The 19,254-nt window shown below is 47.4% G+C and carries 23 protein-coding genes and 1 other annotated feature; of the genes, 4 read left to right on the plus strand and 19 right to left on the minus strand.

Annotation, left to right across the window (positions count from 1 at the left end; all coding sequences use genetic code 11):
• Window positions 1–159: 159 nt before the first annotated feature.
• The 12 genes from H583_RS0118140 to H583_RS0118195 all read right to left on the minus strand — a co-directional run bounded on the left by H583_RS0118140 (window position 160) and on the right by H583_RS0118195 (window position 9,422).
• The gene (locus H583_RS0118140; protein ID WP_425414528.1) at window positions 160–501 is read right to left on the minus strand and encodes an ArsR/SmtB family transcription factor; all 342 of its coding nucleotides are present in this window, start codon (window positions 499–501) and stop codon (window positions 160–162) included.
• Between the two features lie 217 nt (window positions 502–718).
• Window positions 719–1,216, minus strand: coding sequence for a translation initiation factor IF-3 (gene infC / locus H583_RS0118145; RefSeq protein WP_036709922.1), 498 nt, complete (start codon window positions 1,214–1,216; stop codon window positions 719–721).
• 91 nt (window positions 1,217–1,307) lie between these two features.
• The gene (locus tag H583_RS0118150; RefSeq protein WP_028561718.1) at window positions 1,308–2,030 is read right to left on the minus strand and encodes a metallophosphoesterase family protein; all 723 of its coding nucleotides are present in this window, start codon (window positions 2,028–2,030) and stop codon (window positions 1,308–1,310) included.
• Window positions 2,031–2,064: 34 nt separating this feature from the next.
• Window positions 2,065–3,162 carry a sensor histidine kinase gene (locus H583_RS33350; RefSeq protein WP_161631205.1) on the minus strand — a complete coding sequence of 366 codons (1,098 nt, stop codon included), beginning with the start codon at window positions 3,160–3,162 and terminating at the stop codon, window positions 2,065–2,067.
• A complete protein-coding gene (locus tag H583_RS0118160) occupies window positions 3,152–3,850 on the minus strand; it encodes a response regulator transcription factor (RefSeq protein WP_036710176.1) in 699 nt (232 codons plus the stop codon). The genes H583_RS33350 and H583_RS0118160 overlap by 11 nt, the downstream gene beginning before the upstream one ends.
• 99 nt (window positions 3,851–3,949) lie before the next feature.
• On the minus strand, window positions 3,950–4,219 hold the full coding sequence (locus H583_RS33355) for a phosphatase PAP2 family protein (protein WP_051236585.1): 270 nt from the start codon (window positions 4,217–4,219) through the stop codon (window positions 3,950–3,952).
• Window positions 4,220–4,295: 76 nt separating this feature from the next.
• Window positions 4,296–4,952, minus strand: a complete 657-nt coding sequence (locus H583_RS0118170) for a phosphatase PAP2 family protein (RefSeq protein WP_028561720.1) — start codon at window positions 4,950–4,952, stop codon at window positions 4,296–4,298.
• Between the two features lie 221 nt (window positions 4,953–5,173).
• Complete coding sequence (locus tag H583_RS0118175) at window positions 5,174–5,974, minus strand: inositol monophosphatase family protein (RefSeq protein ID WP_028561721.1); 801 nt, start codon at window positions 5,972–5,974, stop codon at window positions 5,174–5,176.
• Window positions 5,975–5,986: 12 nt separating this feature from the next.
• The gene (locus H583_RS0118180; protein WP_028561722.1) at window positions 5,987–6,289 is read right to left on the minus strand and encodes an antibiotic biosynthesis monooxygenase family protein; all 303 of its coding nucleotides are present in this window, start codon (window positions 6,287–6,289) and stop codon (window positions 5,987–5,989) included.
• Window positions 6,290–6,329: 40 nt separating this feature from the next.
• Window positions 6,330–7,562, minus strand: a complete 1,233-nt coding sequence (locus tag H583_RS0118185; protein WP_028561723.1) for an ATP-binding protein — start codon at window positions 7,560–7,562, stop codon at window positions 6,330–6,332.
• A gap of 287 nt (window positions 7,563–7,849) precedes the next feature.
• Window positions 7,850–8,713 (minus strand): aminoglycoside 6-adenylyltransferase, encoded by an 864-nt coding sequence (locus H583_RS0118190; protein ID WP_028561724.1) that lies wholly within the window; start codon window positions 8,711–8,713, stop codon window positions 7,850–7,852.
• A 154-nt stretch (window positions 8,714–8,867) separates the two neighbouring features.
• Window positions 8,868–9,422, minus strand: a complete 555-nt coding sequence (locus H583_RS0118195; RefSeq protein WP_028561725.1) for a GNAT family N-acetyltransferase — start codon at window positions 9,420–9,422, stop codon at window positions 8,868–8,870.
• 413 nt (window positions 9,423–9,835) lie between these two features.
• On the opposite strand from H583_RS0118195, the gene H583_RS0118205 reads away from it, so the two are divergent.
• Together H583_RS0118205 and H583_RS0118210 are read left to right on the plus strand one after the other, a co-directional pair.
• Complete coding sequence (locus H583_RS0118205) at window positions 9,836–10,045, plus strand: DUF2642 domain-containing protein (protein ID WP_028561726.1); 210 nt, start codon at window positions 9,836–9,838, stop codon at window positions 10,043–10,045.
• Between the two features lie 14 nt (window positions 10,046–10,059).
• Window positions 10,060–10,254 (plus strand): hypothetical protein, encoded by a 195-nt coding sequence (locus H583_RS0118210; RefSeq protein ID WP_028561727.1) that lies wholly within the window; start codon window positions 10,060–10,062, stop codon window positions 10,252–10,254.
• A 38-nt stretch (window positions 10,255–10,292) separates the two neighbouring features.
• Here the strand turns inward: H583_RS0118210 and H583_RS35400 are convergent, their stop codons facing one another.
• On the minus strand, window positions 10,293–11,588 hold the full coding sequence (locus H583_RS35400) for a glycosyltransferase family 2 protein (protein ID WP_051236587.1): 1,296 nt from the start codon (window positions 11,586–11,588) through the stop codon (window positions 10,293–10,295).
• A gap of 87 nt (window positions 11,589–11,675) precedes the next feature.
• Between H583_RS35400 and H583_RS0118220 the strand changes: the two genes are divergently transcribed.
• Window positions 11,676–11,936, plus strand: a complete 261-nt coding sequence (locus tag H583_RS0118220) for a hypothetical protein (protein WP_154665913.1) — start codon at window positions 11,676–11,678, stop codon at window positions 11,934–11,936.
• Entirely contained in the window at window positions 11,936–12,364 is a 429-nt protein-coding gene (locus H583_RS0118225; protein WP_028561729.1) for a glycosyltransferase family protein, read from the plus strand. Before H583_RS0118220 ends, H583_RS0118225 begins: the two co-directional genes overlap by 1 nt.
• A 34-nt stretch (window positions 12,365–12,398) precedes the next feature.
• On the opposite strand, the gene H583_RS0118230 is transcribed toward H583_RS0118225, so the two are convergent.
• The 6 genes from H583_RS0118230 to H583_RS38170 all read right to left on the minus strand — a co-directional run bounded on the left by H583_RS0118230 (window position 12,399) and on the right by H583_RS38170 (window position 19,250).
• The gene (locus H583_RS0118230; protein ID WP_028561730.1) at window positions 12,399–12,602 is read right to left on the minus strand and encodes a hypothetical protein; all 204 of its coding nucleotides are present in this window, start codon (window positions 12,600–12,602) and stop codon (window positions 12,399–12,401) included.
• A 345-nt stretch (window positions 12,603–12,947) separates the two neighbouring features.
• Window positions 12,948–14,483, minus strand: coding sequence for a 2-isopropylmalate synthase (locus tag H583_RS0118235; RefSeq protein ID WP_028561731.1), 1,536 nt, complete (start codon window positions 14,481–14,483; stop codon window positions 12,948–12,950).
• A gap of 94 nt (window positions 14,484–14,577) precedes the next feature.
• Window positions 14,578–14,807 (minus strand) — a binding site (T-box leader).
• 101 nt (window positions 14,808–14,908) lie between these two features.
• The gene (locus H583_RS0118240) at window positions 14,909–15,742 is read right to left on the minus strand and encodes a carbohydrate ABC transporter permease (RefSeq protein WP_028561732.1); all 834 of its coding nucleotides are present in this window, start codon (window positions 15,740–15,742) and stop codon (window positions 14,909–14,911) included.
• 209 nt (window positions 15,743–15,951) lie between these two features.
• Window positions 15,952–16,839 (minus strand): carbohydrate ABC transporter permease, encoded by an 888-nt coding sequence (locus H583_RS0118245; protein WP_028561733.1) that lies wholly within the window; start codon window positions 16,837–16,839, stop codon window positions 15,952–15,954.
• A gap of 270 nt (window positions 16,840–17,109) precedes the next feature.
• Complete coding sequence (locus H583_RS0118250) at window positions 17,110–18,483, minus strand: ABC transporter substrate-binding protein (RefSeq protein ID WP_028561734.1); 1,374 nt, start codon at window positions 18,481–18,483, stop codon at window positions 17,110–17,112.
• A gap of 512 nt (window positions 18,484–18,995) precedes the next feature.
• Window positions 18,996–19,250, minus strand: coding sequence for a phosphopantetheine-binding protein (locus H583_RS38170; protein ID WP_036709926.1), 255 nt, complete (start codon window positions 19,248–19,250; stop codon window positions 18,996–18,998).
• Window positions 19,251–19,254: the final 4 nt, after the last annotated feature.

Consider the following 19,254-nt stretch of genomic DNA (forward strand, 5'->3'; position numbering starts at 1 on the left):
CAGCAACCTCCCTCTATATAAACCGGATTGGATTTTCGCGAAAACATCCTTGTATTCATATATAATAATATCATTATATGTTTATATAATCTACAAAAAAATGAACGGCTCGACCAACCATCATCTTCTTTAGAAGGAAATACGGCTGTACAAGCAGCCTCAATCACAACTAACCGATGATAGTGGTTGTCCGTTCAATGCTTCCAGCTTCCATGCCTGAGAAGGGATCTCCATTACGATTTGCCGAATATAGGGCTTGTCTTCAACGTTTAAGGAGTAATAAGTCCACTTGCCCTGACGGCGTTCGTGGACGAGTCCGCCAGCCTTCATTTTGCGCAAATGCTGGCTGACACTGGGCTGTGATATTTGGAGTATATCCACAATATTGCATACGCACAGTTCCTTCTCTCTCAGCAAGCCGAGTATGGCAAGCCGCGTCCGGTCTCCAAGCAGCTTGAATGTCTCAGCCATATTGTCAAGATTATCTATAGCTGTATCCATAGTTTGTTCTCCTTCCGTAACGTTTCTTTATATTAGCATATCATTATATGATTAGATGTATCAACTTTAATCATTTTCCCGTAATAAAACCAGAAAAAGCCCCTGAACCAGATTCAGGGGTATACAGAACAATATAAGAATCTGCCGACAATTGCCATTGCTGGCGCCAGCGTCTTTTGTCGCTGCCGTCAGGCGACAGAAAATCTTACAACAATGACTACAACGGCAGCAGTTGAACAGCCGCCTGCTTGCCGCTGACTTGAATGCCAGTCTGCTTCTTTCCGCTCTCGGCCAGATCCCCGACCATTCGCTCCAGCAGCTCCTTTGCCTTGGCGCCCTCCTTGCCTTGAATGCGGATCACGAGCTGTACACTATTGCCTGCTGTCAGCAGCTTAGCCGCCTGCTTCAGCTTTGTGTCATAATCATGCTCCTCAATATGCGGGGTCAAGCGCAGTTCTTTCACTTTCGCCGGACGGGAGCCGGCAGCTGCAGAACGTTTTTCCTCTATTGCCTGCTGCTTGGCCTTGCCCCTTGCAACCAGCTTGCACGGAGGCGGACTGCTCATCAGAGAAATACATACAAGATCAGCCTTAAGCTCTTGTGCTTTTGCAAGCGCCTCGTCTCTGGTCACAACGCCCAGGTCTTCACCATCAAGCCCTGTCAGTTGAACCTCTGAAACCCGTATTTTTTCATTCATAATTAATGTCGATGCCATACTAATATTCGCTCCCTTGACTTATCGCTGGGCTGCAGCTTGCCTTGCTCACCCTGCTGTACCCTCTTCAATCTATTATACCTGGCTGTTCCTATAATTTTTGCCGGAGATTCATTACGGTATAACTTTGGTAGGACTCATCCTCATAGACCAGTCCATTCAACTGCATCCCGTATGCACAGCCGCCATCAATACCAATCTTGCCGTCCGAGAACCAAATTCCGGGAGAATCATGAAGCTCAGCCGCGCGTGTATGCCCGAACACAATGGTCTTGCCAGTCTTGTTCGGTGACCGGTGGAATTCTCCTTTAATATACATAAAATCACGGGGCGGCTGTTCCTTCCAATTCTTATATTGAGGATTCAATCCGGCATGAACGCATATATGCGTCCCATCCTCATAATATAGCGGCAGCGATTGAAGAAAATCAAGATGGTCCATATAATCCCGGCGGACAACCATCCTGGCATCATCTATAAGACAGTCGTTTCCGGCTTCCCCTTCAAAAGGCACATAGCTCTGCAGTGTCTCCATACCGCCATGCTGAAAAAACTTGCTTTTGACCTCCTGCCCCCCATTTAATATAAAATCCACCCAGCGGTCATCATGATTTCCCTTGAGCGCAATCGCCCCGTGATGACGTACCAGTTCCATCACCCGATCGACAGTTTCCCTGCTCCTTGGGCCGCGGTCCACATAATCTCCAAGCAGTATCAACTGGTCCTCGTTACAATGATATTTTGCCACTTCCAGCAGCTCGTTCAACTGCTCCAGACAGCCGTGTATATCACTAATCATCAATTTTCTTTTCATGACATCCCCCTGGTCTGTAAGCTGCTGCAATTATTTATTTCTTATACAGCGGCAGCTCTATGCAAAATTTATAATGACCTTCCCGGTGCTCCAGCCACATCCGCCCGCCATGGAGCTCAACGATATTGCGGGCAATGGAGAGTCCAAGGCCCGAACCGGGTGACAGATTATGTTCACTTCGGGATGCATCGCCCTTGTAAAAGCGGTTAAACAAATGCTTTTCCGCTTCCTTGGGGATCGGCTCGCCCATATTTTCCACCGTAAAGATAGCCTTGGTATCTTTAACATCCAGCTTCACGACCACCTCACCAGGTCTGACGGAAAACTTCAAGGCATTCAGCAGCAAATTATCGATTGCCCGCACCATCATCTCGGGATCAATGTCCATATGAGCAACTGCATTCAGTCCGTTGCGGAATAATTCATGGCGAATGATTAGCCCCTGCTCCCTGGCTACCGGCTCAAATTCGTTGATCATCTGCTTCACAAGACTTGCGAAGTTGACATTCGTACGTGTCAAACACACATCACCATTGCTCAAACGGGTATATTCGAACAGGTCGTCAATCAGCTTTCTGAGCTGCTCCGTTTTTTGAAATGCATTATCGATGTACCGTTCCTTTTCCTGCTCATCATCAAAGCGGCCCGTTTTGAGCAAATTCAAGTAACCGATAATGCTGGTAAGAGGCGTGCGCAAATCGTGGGAGATCGAAGTAATGAGCTCCATCTTCGATTGCTCCAAAAGACGCTCGCGCTTCAATTGGCTTTGCAGACGTTCGGCCATGTAATTGATATGCTGAGCCACCTTCCCCAGCTCATCCTCCCGCGGGAGCGGGATGCGGTAATTCAGATTACCTGCAGATATGGATTTCAACCCGTCGGTAATCGTTTTGAAGTGGCGAACAATTGGGTAAGTGAAAATGAAGAAATAGAGGATAAAGGCAATGACAAAGAAACAAAAAGATAGCGCTTTGTGAAATATGTTATCCCGGACATCCAAATAATTGTCGAACCCGCTGGTAGTCATTACAGCCAGAAGCAGGCTCGGAACAAGCGCCCACAGCATTTTGGTTTGGATGTTGTTTTTGGCATTCAACAGATTCCACAGCTTGACGATCCATTTAACGATCAATCTTATATCCCACTCCCCACACCGTCTTGATATATTGGGGTTCCCTTGGAGTGACTTCAATTTTCTCCCGAACATTCCGGATGTGAACCATCACCGTATTCTCGGAATAAAAGGCGGTCTGATCCTTCCAGACATTCTGATAAATTTTGTCGATATTAAATACTTGTCCCCGATATGTCGCCAGCAGCAGCAGAATCGCAAATTCGATCGGGGTCAGCGCCACTTCCCTGCCGCGGACAATAACCCGGTGCTCGGCCTTATAGATTATGAAGTCCTCATCAATTGTGATAACCAAGCTGTCCGGGGGGACTGCCGCAGTCGCGGCAAAGCTCTGTCTTCTGAACTGCGCCTTCACTCTGGCAATCAGTACAAGCGGATTGAAAGGCTTCGTTACGTAATCGTCAGCCCCTGTGGAAAGGCCTGCTATCTTATCTATATCCTCGCCTTTTGCCGACAGCATGATAATTGGAATATTTGAATCCTCCCTGATTTTGAGACAAGCTTTGATCCCGTCCATTCTGGGCATCATAATATCCAATAGAATCAAGTCGACATGCTCATGCTGAAGATGCTCCAGCGCCTGCAAGCCATCCTCTGCCTCCAGTACACGATACCCCTCATTTCGCAAATAAATATGCAGAACGTCGCGAATCTCCCGGTCATCATCAACAACCAAAATCGTATTCATGGTTCTTGCATGTATGTTTGCCTGTCTCATATCCATAATTATACTCCATTTCATGTATTTACTGAAATCCAACCCTGCACTGAATATCTGATCTGGTATTTAGATAACAACAACTGCGAGCAATCCGCCAAACGTGCCCAGCAGACAGCCAGCGATGCAGTCGGACGGATAATGCAGGCCTTGGTAAACACGTGTCAGTGCTACGAGCAGTGCCAGCGGCACAAGCAACAGGGCGAGCAAGCCGGAGATAAATACGAAAGGAATAATAATTGAAAATATAGCTGTCGTATGGCCGGATGGGAAGGAATGATCCTTGAGCGGCTTGTGCAGCAGCTTCGCCTGCAGCCGTCCCCGCAAGCTGCTTCTCAAGGTTGTTCCCCTCCTTCTCTGTCTATGCTATTCATCATGTACCTAAGAGCCAAAAAGTCCACGTCTGGAAATCCGGCTAGCTGTGCTCGGCATAATCTGCAGCCGCGGATTGGACGGTTCTTAACTTTTGCCTTGATTTGATCCATCTGCCGGCAGCGTAGAACATCAGTTCCGCTACCACGATGCCTCCGACAATATCAAGCAGCACATGCTGTTTGACAAATACAGTTGATATAATTACAGACCATGCAATAACCCGGACCGCCAATCGGGCTCCTATCGAAAGATCGGTACAAGCCGCTGCTCCCTTGAGCATCAAATAGCTGGTCAGTACATGAATGCTCGGAAAACAATTGTAGGCGCCGTCAGTTGTGTAAACGAGCTTCACAAGCCATAGCAGCGCCCCTTCGCCCGAAATTTCCGGACGGTCAATCGAAGTCTGAAAAAAGAAAAACGTGATATAGCTTAAAATCAGACCGAGACATAAAGCAATCAAGGTCCGGTAATAGACCGTACTGTGTTGAATAAATATGGCAACCAGCATGATCATGACGAATGGATACCAGGCAAGATATGGGATAATAAAAACAGGAAGAAATGGAATCCGTTCGTCCCAGGGTATTAACAAGCTGGATACAGTACGGTTCCCGTTGTTAAGCAAACCGTAAAATATATTGAGAACAGGTATTGCAAATATCCATAATAAAGGCTTGTAGCGCCCTAAATTAACCATATTGTTCTGTTCCTTTCCTTCCATTTTGCGGCTTAGATGGATTATCTAAATCTTAAGCAAAATTTCTTCGGAAAAAGTAAAAAAGAATCTGAATTTTTTCTGAAGAAATTTTAAGCACAATAAAAGATAAGAGGAACGTAATCGTTCCAACACGCTACATGGTAAAAAAAAGAAGCTCAAACGGCTCATCCGTGTAAGCTTCACAATTTGATGTCCACATCTCAGTCAAGGCCTTCATTCACCAGCTGTACCAATTCCTCTTGATGAGCAGGGTGGCAGGCGATAAGATACGGCTCATCAACCACACTCTCAAATGGGCGCCCATTAAAATCTACTACTACTCCGCCAGCCTCCTTTACCATCAGAATACCGGAATAAAGATCCTCGCCTTCAGAATTATACAATACCATGCCGTCAATCTCCCCCTTGGCAAGCAGGCACCATTGCAAAGTCGGTGCCCACAAGCGGATCATTCTCTTGAAATGGGAGTCGATAAAAAACCTTAATTGGGCTGCTTTAGGGTCCTTTTGCACGCCATGGCCCTGAATCCAGCCAATCGTACCTTTCTTCAAATCGCTGCACTCTCTCACTCGAAGCTCATTCTGGTTGCAATTGGCCCCTTCACCGCTGGCGGCAACAAACATCCGGTCCGTGAGCGGCTCATAAATCACTCCAAGAACAGGCTGATTTTTGAACAATAGCGTAATCGAGGTTGTAAATATCGGGAGACTGATCGCATAGTTGTTGGTGCCGTCCAGCGGATCAATGAGCCAGAGCCAATCCGATTGCAGACCGTTGTCTCCAATTTCTTCACTTCGAATCTGATGACCGGGAAACATGCTTTGAATCTGACTAATAATTATCTTTTCCGTCAAATGGTCCACTTCGGTAACGACATCTCCATACTGACCTTTTACCTGTACCTGCCCGAACTGGTCAAACCGCCCTTTTGCAATCTGCCCGGCTTGTCTTGCTGCTTTGATGGCCGTTTCTTTTGCTATACGAATAATATGCTGTTCCATGGCTCACCTCGTTTACAAGTTATCCGGATTCAGCTTCGTGTAATGTTCTACTTTCGGAAATGGATCGTAAAAATGATGCAGCAAGCTTTTCCACTCCTGATATTCCGCAGACCCTCTGAACCCTTCTATATGATCCTCCAGCGTCTCCCACTTCACAAGCAGCAAATATTGATGGTCATTCTCCAGACATTGTTGAAGCTCATGGCTAATATAACCCTTCATACCGGCAATAATGGCGGAAGCCTTCCGGAAATTCGCCTCGAATTGTGCCTTCAGTCCTGATTTTACCTGCAAAACGGCTGTTTCCAGTATCATGACAAGTCCCTCCCCTTTTCAATAATAGTCTTGAATCCGGCTAGGAGGCAATGTCCAGGCTGACAACAGAGGTCGTGCCTTTCCCCTTCTCGCTTGTATACTCCAACTGCCCGCCAATCGCCTCAATAATGCGGAAAGCTACCATTAATCCGAGTCCGGTACCGTTGCTTTTGGTAGAATAAAACGGTGTGCCGAGCCTTGTCAATTCATCCGGCGTCATCCCTTCCCCGTTGTCACAGACCGAAATTTGAATTTTGTCCGAAACCCGGCGGGCATAGACGGAAACCTGTCCTCCATAGGAAGCTTCGACAGCGTTTTTGATAATATGGGCCAAGGCCTGAATGATTTTGTAGCGGTCTGCCTCAACCCGCAGGCCCTCCTCAGCTTCGACCTGCAAATCCACTTTGTACATCCCAACGGTTTCTGACATTGATTGTCTAATTTGATGCAGCATATCTGCAACCTGGACAACTTCCATCTTCTCAAGCTGAGGCTTCGCAAAATTAAGAAAATCATTGATGACATATTCGGCCCGTTTTAGCTCGGCAAGCGAGGTTTCTATATAAATCCGGTTCTTTCCTTCCATACTGCCGGACACAAGCTGAAGATATCCCTTTACCACAGTTAACGGTGAACGAACCTCATGGGCGACAGAGGATGCCAAATGACTCGCAAGATTCATCTTTTCCACAGACAAGAGCTGCCTTTGCATCTGCTTCGATTTGATCGTGACCTCCATCAAAAATACTGTCATTCCCATGGCCAGCAGTTGGATTATACAAACAATTGCCAACTGTCGGATATCCCCGGCATTCCCATGCTGGGAGATGGTGGAAAGCCAGCTGATGGCAAATCCGGCAAGCGTTAAACCTGTCGTAATGAACAGCCTGCGCCAGGGCGTCTGCTTGGCAAAGCGGGAACGGAAGATGGAAGCAGCACCAAAAGCCGCTGTTATTGCTAAAAACGCCAGCTCCCATCCGGCCGGCCCAATGAAAAACCTGGTCAGCATAAAGCAGGCAAGTGCAATGCCGCCAGATAAATAGCCGCCGTAAAGCGAGGCGATGATCAAGGGAATATGTCTTAAATCGCCGTCCAAATCATTAATTATTGGATCAGGCAATATCATGGAACTGGCAATCGCCAGCCCGCATAACACTCCAAGGCTTATTTTGTAAATGATGTCCTTGACCAGACTCGAATGTGTCAGGACAACAAATTGATACAATAAAACCGGGAATAAAATCGACAGAAAATCCAATAACAGGTCTTTCATTATTCATCCCCCCCCATTCTGCGCGTCATTTGACGATTATTCCTTTAAAATAATTAATGTTTTTATTTTTTGATTTCCGACCACCTTGCTCCTTCTAATTCTGCTATTAGATGTATTTTTCGACAGCTTTCCTGTTTTTTCCTTCAAGCCCAGAATTAAAAAGAAATGTTTGCATCTATTCATAGTACCCTTTAAGTTTGCATCAAAAAACTCTTCCTGCGCGAGGCTTGTGCAGCCTGGAAGGAAGAGTTTGTGAAATCGATTTTATTTTATTTTATTATACTGTGCTATTCATCCCAACTCTTTGCGTCTGCTTCCGGCGGCAAGACACGTACCTTTTGAATATAGGCCGTAACCTCGCGTTCCTCGTGTGCAGGGTAATCATAGCCCAAGCGATCTGCAAGCGGAACCGCGATCTTGCGAATGAAATCCCCTGCCTCAAACAGTTTGTTCCATTGCTCATCCGGGTCAGCTCCTACATAAAGAGAAATATACTCCTGGTAAAGCTCAGGCTCCAGAAAGCGTTTGAACCATTTGCCGGTGGCCCCGGTATTGATGCTCCAATCATGTTGAATACCGATATGCCACTCTACCAGGAAACGAAGCGACTCCATGAAATAACGGTCGTAAAGCTCCTTTACCCGCGGCATCTCATCCCGCCAAAGTTCCTTGGCAATGTAAACCTGCAGCCACCATAATTCAATGACATGCAAATCCCACAGCTCCCTGGCAGGCCTTTTGATCAGGTAAGACCGGTCGCTTGGCTCCGGCAGCCCTAGATTCAGACCATCCTTGTCGAGCAAGACCTTGCATAACGAATCCTCGTAAACCTCACGCACTTGATTAAGATCTTTGAAGCTCAAATCAATTCTGACACTGTCCTTAAACTGCATCATAAAGATCGACATGCCGTCTTCAAAATACTCATACTGGACAACCACCCGCTCTCCAAACCGGTCAATCCAGCTCCGGTCCGAATTGTACGGATGTTCTTGCAGGTTTGCCAAATAAAAATCGACATCATAATCCTGCATAAAGTCCTTTGGTGCGTTCGGATTCATACGTGAACCGTTAATTACAACGCAGCGAATATTCTCGTCCTCACCAGCAAACTGCAACAACTGTGCGAATACCTCTTGTTCATTTCTCATCTTTTGTACCTCCACCTTTTATAAAATGATGTTGTCTGTCCTGCTGAACAGATGGTGGAGGGCCACGGTTTCGTACCGGACTAGCCTTATGTTAAAAAAGAGCGCCCCATTTTTTCATCATCTTTATTCCTCCGTTTTAATTGAATTTCAGCAATTATTTGTTCATCCAGTACCAGTACACTGCTGTTTCCCGGCTTTGCCTGTTTATCCCTTTATAAAGATTCAGATCAATACCGCCAATTATGAAGCCGCAGCTTTCGTAAAAGAGGCACGCTTTTACGTTATTGTTTTGCGTCTCCAGCATAATTCCAGGCATCCCATTTCCCCTCGCCCAGTGCTTGGCCTGTTCGATTAGTGCGCGGCCGACACCGTGCCTTCGGAACGATGAATCGACTTTGATGTCTTCTATGTAAGCGTAATGATTCCAGTTGCGTTTCAAAACAATTTGGCCAACGGGCTGTGGATGACTCTCTACAAAGGCCAGATAAACGGATTGATCGGGGTTATCGATATAGTTCGAATAATCCTCTTCCTCACCATCTTGAGCCAGTTCAACCGTGTAGCTTTTCTCATAGGGCTCGACGGCTTGTACCGTATAGCGGATAGTTTGATCTTTGATTACAAACTCAAGGAAGGAGTCTACGATAAAAGCATCGTTGATCTCCAGTTTACAGCCCAAGTCATGAGCTGTCATTTTTCGGATATGCATGATTTCAGTGCCCCTTTTTGGCCTGCGGGCACGCATTTTTGTTACGTGCCTTTATTCTAAAGTGTATCATCCCTATCCGATTATCTCAATGAAAGAAACATCTTCCTTTTCCATATAAAAACCAAATCATAATAAAAACAGCTTCCCGTCTGAGGGACGGGAAGCTGTGAATGCATCAGTGATTATTGCCTGATCCATTGCTTTTTTTGTCTTTGGTTTTGGTCGTTGTATTTTTATTTGCATGCCCCTGCTGCTTAGCCATGATCGCTTCGCCTCCTTTGCACCATTAGCGTGTGCCGGAGTCGGAAGGATTATGATTCATCATTTCGGCCAGTTTTTGCCGTAGAGCAATGATATGAATCTATAACGGAGGTGCAGCAGTATAGCCAAAACCAAGGGCAAAAGCAAATCCCGTGTCAAAACATATAAAAAGAGAGCCGGAGAATCCGGCCATTATCGAATATTTTAAAGGTAAAATCGGTCAGACTGTCACTGTCGAGACTCCTGCGGGAACAGTCAGCGGCGTTGTATTAATTGTAGGAACAGATGTCATTCAGTTTCAGGAGCCAACCGGAGATATTGTACTTGTACTGGCTTCACAAATTAATGCCGTGTATCAATGACAGGAGGGGATGACATGAATTTTGAGCAATTGCTTTCCGGCAATATCGGGCGCTCCATTGAGGTTTTTCTGAGCAGCAATTATTATACAGGCGATCTGCTATCCGTGGGCAACGGCCTCTTCACCGTTCTCGTTACTGCTCCATCCTACCAGACGCCGACTGAGCAGGTAAAGCTTTTACCAGCCAGGTTTCCTTTGTCCGGATATTGACTTAAGCTTTCGTGCAAAAGGAAATACGTTTAGCGGCCTTAACGCTTCTCTAGCTCTGTAAAGCTGGCAAGTGCCCACAGCTTCCAGGCAGCATAGGCTCCTGCATGCTTCAGGGTCATGCTCGAGGCGCGCAGGCGGCGGTGATACAGGCAGTGGGGAATATATGCGGCTTCATGGCTTCGCAATATGCGGATCAGCATTTCCATATCTTCATAGAGCCTGCCGTAAAAAGGGTCTGCACATCGCCAGCCCCCTTCCTGCCGCAGGGCAGCTGTGCGGTAAAGCCTTGGTATGAGAGGCATGGCTGTCTCCAGCAGCTGCCTGCCATCCTTAAGCGGCGCAGGCACATGAATGTCCCGGAATACAAGCTGATCTTGGCTGCGCTCATGCCATTGGCCGTGATTTCCGTATATTAAAGCGGTGTTGTCCTCAGAAGCTGATACCGCTTCGACAAGCCGGGCAATGGAGTCAACAGGCAGCCAGTCATCAGCATCAAGCTCCAGCAGCCAGCTTCCCCGCGCATATTCTAGAGCTGTATTGAGCGATGCGGCTTTTCCCCGGTTATGCTCATGACGTATTACCGATATCTGTGCCGAGGCCGGGACCAAACGATGAATAGCTGCATCTGTTCCGTCATCGGAGGCGTCATCAATAATGATCAGCTCCCACTCCCTGCATGACTGCTTGCATACACTCCGTATCGCCCAAGGCAAATGAGCCGCTGCATTATAAGCGCAAATAACAATGGATATAAGTGGTTTGAAATCTGTCTCCTGAGCTGCCGGAGCGTCCAGCAAGGGAGACACAGCTTCCCATTCCTCGCGTCGTCGCTGCCAGGAAGGAGGCTGCTGGGGAGCCGGCCGGAAACTATCACTGGACAGCACATGTCCCGGGCAAATGGAACGAATCTGAACATACTTGTCATAATCGGTATAGTGATTGAAGGGCAAATCACTCTCATCTGCAAATCCGGACAGTTCTCCACAGGCCAGCGCACTGCGGGTCCATATCGTAACAGCCTGAGGCGGTGCAGGCTCTTGAGTGCCTGACGACGCCGGGAGGCTGGATTGAATGCGCAGCCATTCCAGTCCCTTCTCCTTCATTAGTTCCATCCAGCCCGACAGCTCAGCCCGGAAGGAACGCAGCAATTCCATCCCTGAGGGCAGCGTCACCATGTATTTCAATTCCTTACGCTGTTTTAAATATTGGTTCAACTTGCCGCCGGCAGGTTGCGTGAGCGGTACCACCTCGGCATCTGGCAGCAGAAGCTCTGCTGTACGTACGGTTAGACGCGCGGCTGGCGTCTGGCTATCATTCAGCACAAAGACAATCATGATTCAAACCCTTTCTGATCAAGGTAATCGATTGATAATTGTTATGCCGCTGAATGCCGTATCATACATGGAGCTGTAAAAAGAATAATGAAACGGAGATGGACAAAAGTGGCAGTCATCTTGTTCCCGCCAATCATCGACTGGGCTTTTATGAAGCAGCGCCCGCACCAACTTATGCTTCATCTGGCGCAGGCAGGGCATCATGTTTTCTTTTACAATAAAACCATTGCTGAGAAGGAGAACGAACCGGTTGAGGAAAGGCTTGTCGTCGTGCACAACCATATGCAATGGCTGCAGGAAACATGGCCTTCTATTCAAAAAGGAGCCTCAGAAGGCTCCTTCGTCTAGTGCTCGCTGCCCAGCTCACTGGAACAATAAAGCAGTATAATGTGTATGACTGCTTGGATGAATTTGCAGAACAGACCCCGTATGAGCCGCAAATGATGGAGATGGCTGACAAATTTATGCAGGTGCCTAAAATGCTGTTTTTGAGCCATAAGCCGCATCACGAGCTGTCCGGTTATATCCGGAAGCTTTCTGTTCTTCTGATTCCTTTCCTGCCCACTCCCGCCTCGCTTGCCACTAATCCGGTCAAAGCCTATGAATATTTGGCAAGCGGCAAGCCCGTCGTATCGACTGCACTGCCTGGATGCATGCTCATGCAGCCGCACGTGGATGTCTGCAGGTCGGGCGCGCAGTTTATTGATACCGTGCTCCTGCGCCTGAGGGACCCGGGAGATTGCGCTGGAACATACGTGGGCCGTGCGCATCCGTGAAATCCAGGCATTTATTCCGATATTATAGATGCTGCTAAAGAGAGACAATATAAATAGCGAGCAGTATAATACTGGCTGCTGCGGCTATTACATAAAACATCGTCAATCTCGTCCATTTCTTTCCCATGTTCTGCCCGTAGGAAGGGCTCGCCTTTTTATTTTCCTGGGAATGTCCCACCAGAAGTGTGGACAGGACCGCGATAACAATGACAAAAAAAACAAGTACGTAGCTAATCATTCTTATCTCCCCCTTTTTATCACTACCATAACGGAAATGGACGGTTTCGTAACCATCCAATTTGGCAGCATTTATGCCCTCCACTTGCTTGCTTTAATTGCCGCCTGCTTCATATTACCATAATTCCCTTTCAATGAACGAATACATCCGGAAAATCAGCATAAGCGCAATCGGCTTTTCAGTCATTTGACAGACAAAAGCTTCGTTTCGCTTAGAAATATAAGCCGATTATAAAAGTGAAACTTATACTTTCTTCTATTTAAAAACAGCCAGGGAAGGCAGGCGTTACCGCCGCCCGTTCCCTGGCTTGTTTTCCGCTATTGGGTTGAAGGACTAATCCTTGGATTACTGGTGATTGCCCGCATCCAGCAGAGCAGCATTGATGCCATTCAGGAAAGCAAGTGCGCTTGCCTTGATAATATCGGTGTCCATAGCGCGTCCGGAGTACGTTCTGCCCTGATGTTCCACACGAATATTAACGCGGCCAATCGCTTCCTTGCCTCTGGACAAGCTGTTGATCTTATAATCCTTCAGCTCTACGTCCATGCCTGTCAGCGATTTGATCACACTATAGAGCGCATCTACCGGCCCATCGCCTACTGCGCTGTCTTTGAATATTTCATCGCCTTTCTTCAGCTTAACCGTCGCTGTCGGATACAGATCATTGGTAATGACCTGGAAGGAGTCCAGCTCATACAATTGGCTGTTGCTCGTATCGATGGTCCGGTGGTTTGTGACCAGATAGAATACATCATGGTCGTACACTTCCTTCTTGGAATCCGCAAGAGCCAGGAATTTTTGGAACAGCTGCTCAAAGTCCTCGGCGTCTCCGGTTTCGAAGCCCATTTTCTCCACCGTATTTTTGAAAGCATGGCGTCCGGAACGGGCAGTCAAAATCAGCTCCATCTTCTCCGCTCCGACTTCCTCAGGCGACATAATTTCGTATACGTTCTTGTCTTTCAACAGGCCGTCCTGATGGATCCCGGAAGAATGCGCAAATGCATTTTCCCCGGTAATCGCCTTGTTCACCTGTACGTCCAGGCCCGTCAGATGAGTCAGCAGCCTGGATGTTCTCATCAGTTCCTGCGTTTGAATTCCCGTGGTGCATCCGTAGAAGTTCTCTCTCACCTTAAGCCCCATAACCACTTCCTCCAGGGACGTATTCCCTGCACGCTCGCCCAGGCCGTTAATGGTTACTTCTACTTTCTCCGCACCATTCTTGATCGCACTCAGTGTGTTGGCCGTTGCCATACCGAGGTCATTATGGCAGTGAACACTCAGAATGACCTTGTCGTTCAGGTTTTTCAGCCGGTCATTGAGCTTGTAGATCAACTCCCCGAATTGCTCCGGTACCGCGTATCCTACTGTATCCGGTACGTTAATGATCGTCGCTCCCGCCTTGACGACAGCCTCGATTGTTTTCCATAAGTATTCGAAATCCGAACGGGACGCATCCTCCGTCGAATATTGGACATGCGGCAGCAGTGTTTTGGCATATTTGACTGCATCAACCCCCATTTGCAGGACAGCATCCTTGGAGCGGTTGAACTTTTTCTCCACGTGGACATTGGACGTTCCCAGCACGATATGGATGAACGGATTTTGTGCCAGCTTGATGCTCTCGTATACGGAGTCGATATCATTTTTGACAGCACGCGCAAGCGCAGTAATGGAGATGGTATCTCCTACGGTACGAACAATCTCCTGGACGGACTGGAAGTCGCCCGCGGAAGAAGCCGGAAAGCCTGCCTCAATAATATCAACGTTCAACCGCTTTAATTGCTGAGCGAATTCGATTTTTTGCTGTGTATTCAATTTTGCCCCTGGTACTTGTTCTCCGTCGCGTAAAGTTGTATCCAATACAATAATTTTTCGTGTCATGGTTAGTTCTCCTCCTAAGCAAATGTATAGTGTCTATGTCAAAGCGGGGCTGGTTAAACCCGGAATTTAACCAACAAAAAAACCCCGTCTCTAATATAGAGACGAGGTTTAACCCGCGGTACCACTCTAATTCATTTCAGCTGAAATGAGCTCAATTCGATGGCTAACACCATCTATCCCTGTAACGGTGGAAATCCGTCTTGCCCTACATTATCGGGAAGCTGTTCATAGACGAGTTCAAAATGAACGATACTGCCGCTTCGCACCACCCAGCGGCTCTCTGAGAGCACATTCACTTCTACTATTTCTAATCATCACATTTAATTATTAGTTAACGAAATTATAGGGCAGCCCGCTTTGCTTTGTCAACCCGAATTGCATTATTTTTTTGGAAGCTTTGGAAAAATGGGCTTATGCCGCCCGTATCAGCCTTTCGTTCCGCCCTGTAGCCCAAAACCCTTGGACATAAACCGCTGGGAAAGAATGTACATGATGACAGACGGAATCGCATAGAGCACAGAGAAGGCGGCCAGCTTGCCGTAATCGACCATGCCGTACTGCCCGAAAAACTGGTACAGCTTGAGCGCAGCGGGGAACTTCTCCGGTGACTGGAGCAGAATGTACGGAACAAAAAAATTGCCCCAGCTTCCCGAAAAAGTAAAAATTGCGACGGTACAAATGCCGGGAATCATTAGCGGTGCAACAATTTTTCGCATGGCAACGAAGACTGAAGCCCCATCCACCCATGCCGCCTCCTCCAGATCGCCCGGGACCGAGTCCATGAAGTTTTTGAGCATCCAGATGCCATACGGCATGGAAGACGCCACGTAAAATAAAATGACCCCTGCGATATTGTCATACAGCTTGAGACTTAGAAACAATTGGTACACCGGGACCATGACGGCTGTAATCGGCAGGGAGGTCATGAACAGAATAGTCAGCATGAACGGCTTTTTATATTTGAGCTGATAACGCGAGAGCGGGTAAGCCGCCAGCAGTCCGAGAATGACGACCAGCACCGCCTGGCCGAGCGACATGACGAGCCCGATCAGAAAGGCCCGCTGATTCTCGCTGCTTGTAATGACGTCGATATAATTGTTCATCGTCAGATTTTGCGGAATTTTGAGCGATTGCATGGCATTCAGGTCGACGGACGCAACCAGCACCCACAACAGCGGCAGCAAAAAGGAAATTCCGATCAGGACGAGCACAGTGTACGGCAGAATGCGATAAATCATTTTACGCTGTTTCGTGTTCATAGGAAGTCTCCTTGTCATTCATGGAAATCTGTTGGCTTGCTTCCGCGGCTCAGAGAAAGGCTGAACAAGCCGCTGTTGTTTGCAGATTTCATGGAATGTTGTTCCCACTTGGACGAAACCCGCAAACAAAGGCGGACGCATCCGCTCTTTCACTTCAGCCTTTCTCTAAGCCATCTTTTCACTCAGAAGCATACTTACAAGTCAAACATTTATTTCATCGAACGGATATAGAACAGGCTGAGCACGATGCCGATTAGCAGCAGCAGCAAGGAAATCGCCGTGCCATAACCAAGCTGGTAGTTGATAAAGGCCTGATTGTACATAAAGATGGGCAGTGTTGTGGTTGAGGTTCCCGGCCCGCCCCCTGTCATCGCATAGATAAGGCCGAAGACACCAAGCGTTTGCAGCGTAACAAGCATCATGTTGGTCTTAATCGAGTCTTTGATATAGGGGAGAATGATCCGGGTTAAAATCTGCCAGCGCGATGCCCCGTCCACAACGGCAGCCTCTTCAATCTCGCTCGGCACATCATCCAGCGCCGCCTGGAAGACCAGCATGGAGAAGGCTGTCCCGTGCCAAATATTCGCCAAAATAATCGTCAGCATCGGCACGGTGAACAGCCAGGTCACTTCAGGCAGCCCGAAGGAAGTAATGATCGCATTGAGCGTGCCGTCATCCCCAAAGAAGCTGTACAAGCATAAGGCACAGACAATTTCCGGCGTCACCCAGCCGGCAAGGACGATTGTGCCGATGACCCGTCGAAACAGCTTATTTTTGTGCTTCATCAAGAGGGCAATGAGAAAACCCAGCACCTGCTGGCCGATTACTGCTGAACCGAACAGGAAAATGAGTGTATTCCAAATGCTGATCCGTACCGTCGGATCCTGGAACATGCGGGTGTAGTTGTCCAGCCCGATGAACTTCAGCTCCCTCGCGGATTCCCCGGTCAGAGCCAAATTGGTGAAAGAGTAGAAGAAGGTCAACAGAATCGGATAGATGAAAAACAGCAGCATAATCATAATGGAAGGCAGCAAAAAGTATAGCCATGTATACGTGTTTCTTTTCCGATGAGGACTGTTAAGCGCCAGACTGCTCATGAAATGTACTCCTTCCTTATGCCGGACGATACATGAAATGCAAAATGGCGAACAGCATTGAAGGAAAAATAACCTTCATGCTCCGTATACCGGACCCATTTATATAGAGATCAGCTTGGCCCATTTCACAGTATCAGCGGTTGTATCCTACAGTTTGCCTGTACAGCTTAGCCTTCGGCTGCACATTTTGAGACGCGACTCCGGCGCGCGGATGTCAGGCCACACGCCGGATGCATACCTCAATTGAATCTGCTTCGCAACTTGCTATGCTTATTTTTCGGTCACGTTCTGCCCGCCTGCAATGCGGGTTACGTCCTGTGCATATTTGTTCTGTGCATCTTCCGGGGAGGTTCCGGTAGCCACGGCCTCCACCATCGTCTGGATTTGAGTGGAAACTTCCGGGTATTTATCCTGCGCCGGTCTGAATTCGGCATTCTTCAGGTATTCGGTCGCGATTTCATTAAATGGCATTTGGGTATATCCGGGATCCTTCGCTACATCCGCCCGCACCGTAATATTGCCTGATGCAGTAACTAGCTTCTGGGAGTTTTCTTTATTGAGTGCAAATTTGATAAATTCCCATGCTTCATCCTTGTTCTTGGCATTGCTCGGGATTGAGAGCGCCCAGCCTCCGGCCAGTGTAATGGAGCCCGGGGCCTGCCCTTTGCTCGTCGGCATTGGCGCAAAACCAAGCACGTCCTTGTATTCCGGCCAAGGCGCAGCACCATTCTCCAGGTAATTGCCTGTAATCCAGGAGCCGTCCAGTGAGATTGCCAACTTGCCTTGCGGCAAATATTCACGGGTTGCCGTATTTCCTGCCTGCCCGTTCAATACTTTGGACAGCGGCGGCCCCAGCTTCTCTTTGTTGACCGTCTCAATAAACCGCAATGAATCCAGAATGCCCGGGCTTTTCGTTATCCATTTGCCGGTGCTGTCCTCATACAGCCGCTCCCCGGTTCCGTAGAGCAGCATTTCATAGGTTTGCATGGAGGTCGCTTCTCCGGTTGCTTTGCCCATATTCATCCAGATCGGCACCACGCCGTCCCCGGCTTTTTCCTTAATTGTTCTTGCCGCATCCAGCACTTCATCCCATGTCTTCGGTGTCCAGTTCTCCGGGAGTCCGGCTGCTTTGAAAATCGTCTTGTTGTACCACAGTCCCCTGGAATCGGTGTTATACGGCACGCCGTACACCTTGCCGTCACTTGCCGTTACACCCTTTTTCATGGCTTCAATGAACGAGCCGTCAGTCCAGTCCGACCAATCCTTCATCCTGTCATCCAGCGGCTCCAGAAAGCCTGCGCTGGCATCCGAATTCAGAATGAAGGTATCCTCGGTGACGATATCCGGTGCTTTGTCTTTGGATTTGAGCGCCAGCGCAATTTTCGCAAAATAGTCACCTTCCGACGCCTGGATCGGCGTAGGTTTAATTTCGACATTTTTATCCGGGTAGCTCTCAGCCAGTTCTTTAAGCCATTTATAAAATGCTCCCTGCTCCCCGACACCGTCATCCCGGTACGTGATCGTAATTGTTTTTTTCCCATTCTCACCTTGTCCACTGCCGGAGCTGCCTGTACAGCCCGCCAGCAATGCAGCAGTTAGAATTACAGATACCAGCAAATAAAATACCCGTTTGCCGCCCGCCATTTTTGTCATTTTTCAACCTCCCTATTATCCACTGCCAGTTTGTCAGACACTGCTTGTGTATGCGCTTACCCGAAGTTTTATAAACATATTTTCGAGTTGCAATTTTTATTCGGAATATTGTTCAAAACTATAATTAGTGATTTTGGAATTGAAAAACAGGAAGTACGAGGGTAAATATAAAAAAACATCTGTCAAATCCTATATTGTTGTAAGTTCTACCCAACAACAATATAGGATTTGACAGATGCCAGTCAGTATATAAATGGAACTCTTTAGGTTTCAGAGCTACACATTTACAATATGATCTCTATGGATTCGCAGGAAGTTCATTTTAAGGCATCGTCAGTAGCCAATACAATCGTGTTTCCTTACGATTCTCAAAAATGTTGTTAAACGTGACAGCCGTAATCGTACACATGTAATGGACCTATCTCCAACGTTTCACATACAGATCAAAGAATATTTTGTCAAGAGCTTCAGCACACTCTATCTCTTCGGACCACAACGAATCTTTAGGGTAATCGACACTTGATTGATTGAGTTATATTCCACAGTGTTGTGATGCTACTGAATGTTTCATCTATTAAATATTCGTCAGGAAACTCAATTTCATATTTTTCTTCTATGTCACAAATTAAATGTATTGAGGTCATTGAATCTAAGCCCAATGCTTTCATATGGATTTCTGTATTCCTTCCCAGAAAATTAATATCTTTTCGCAGATATCGGGATAACAACTGAAGAAAGTCAATATCTATTGAACTCATTTGA

It is taken from the genome of Paenibacillus pinihumi DSM 23905 = JCM 16419 (genome assembly GCF_000422505.1).
Taxonomy (GTDB): Bacteria; Bacillota; Bacilli; order Paenibacillales; family Paenibacillaceae; genus Paenibacillus_D; species Paenibacillus_D pinihumi.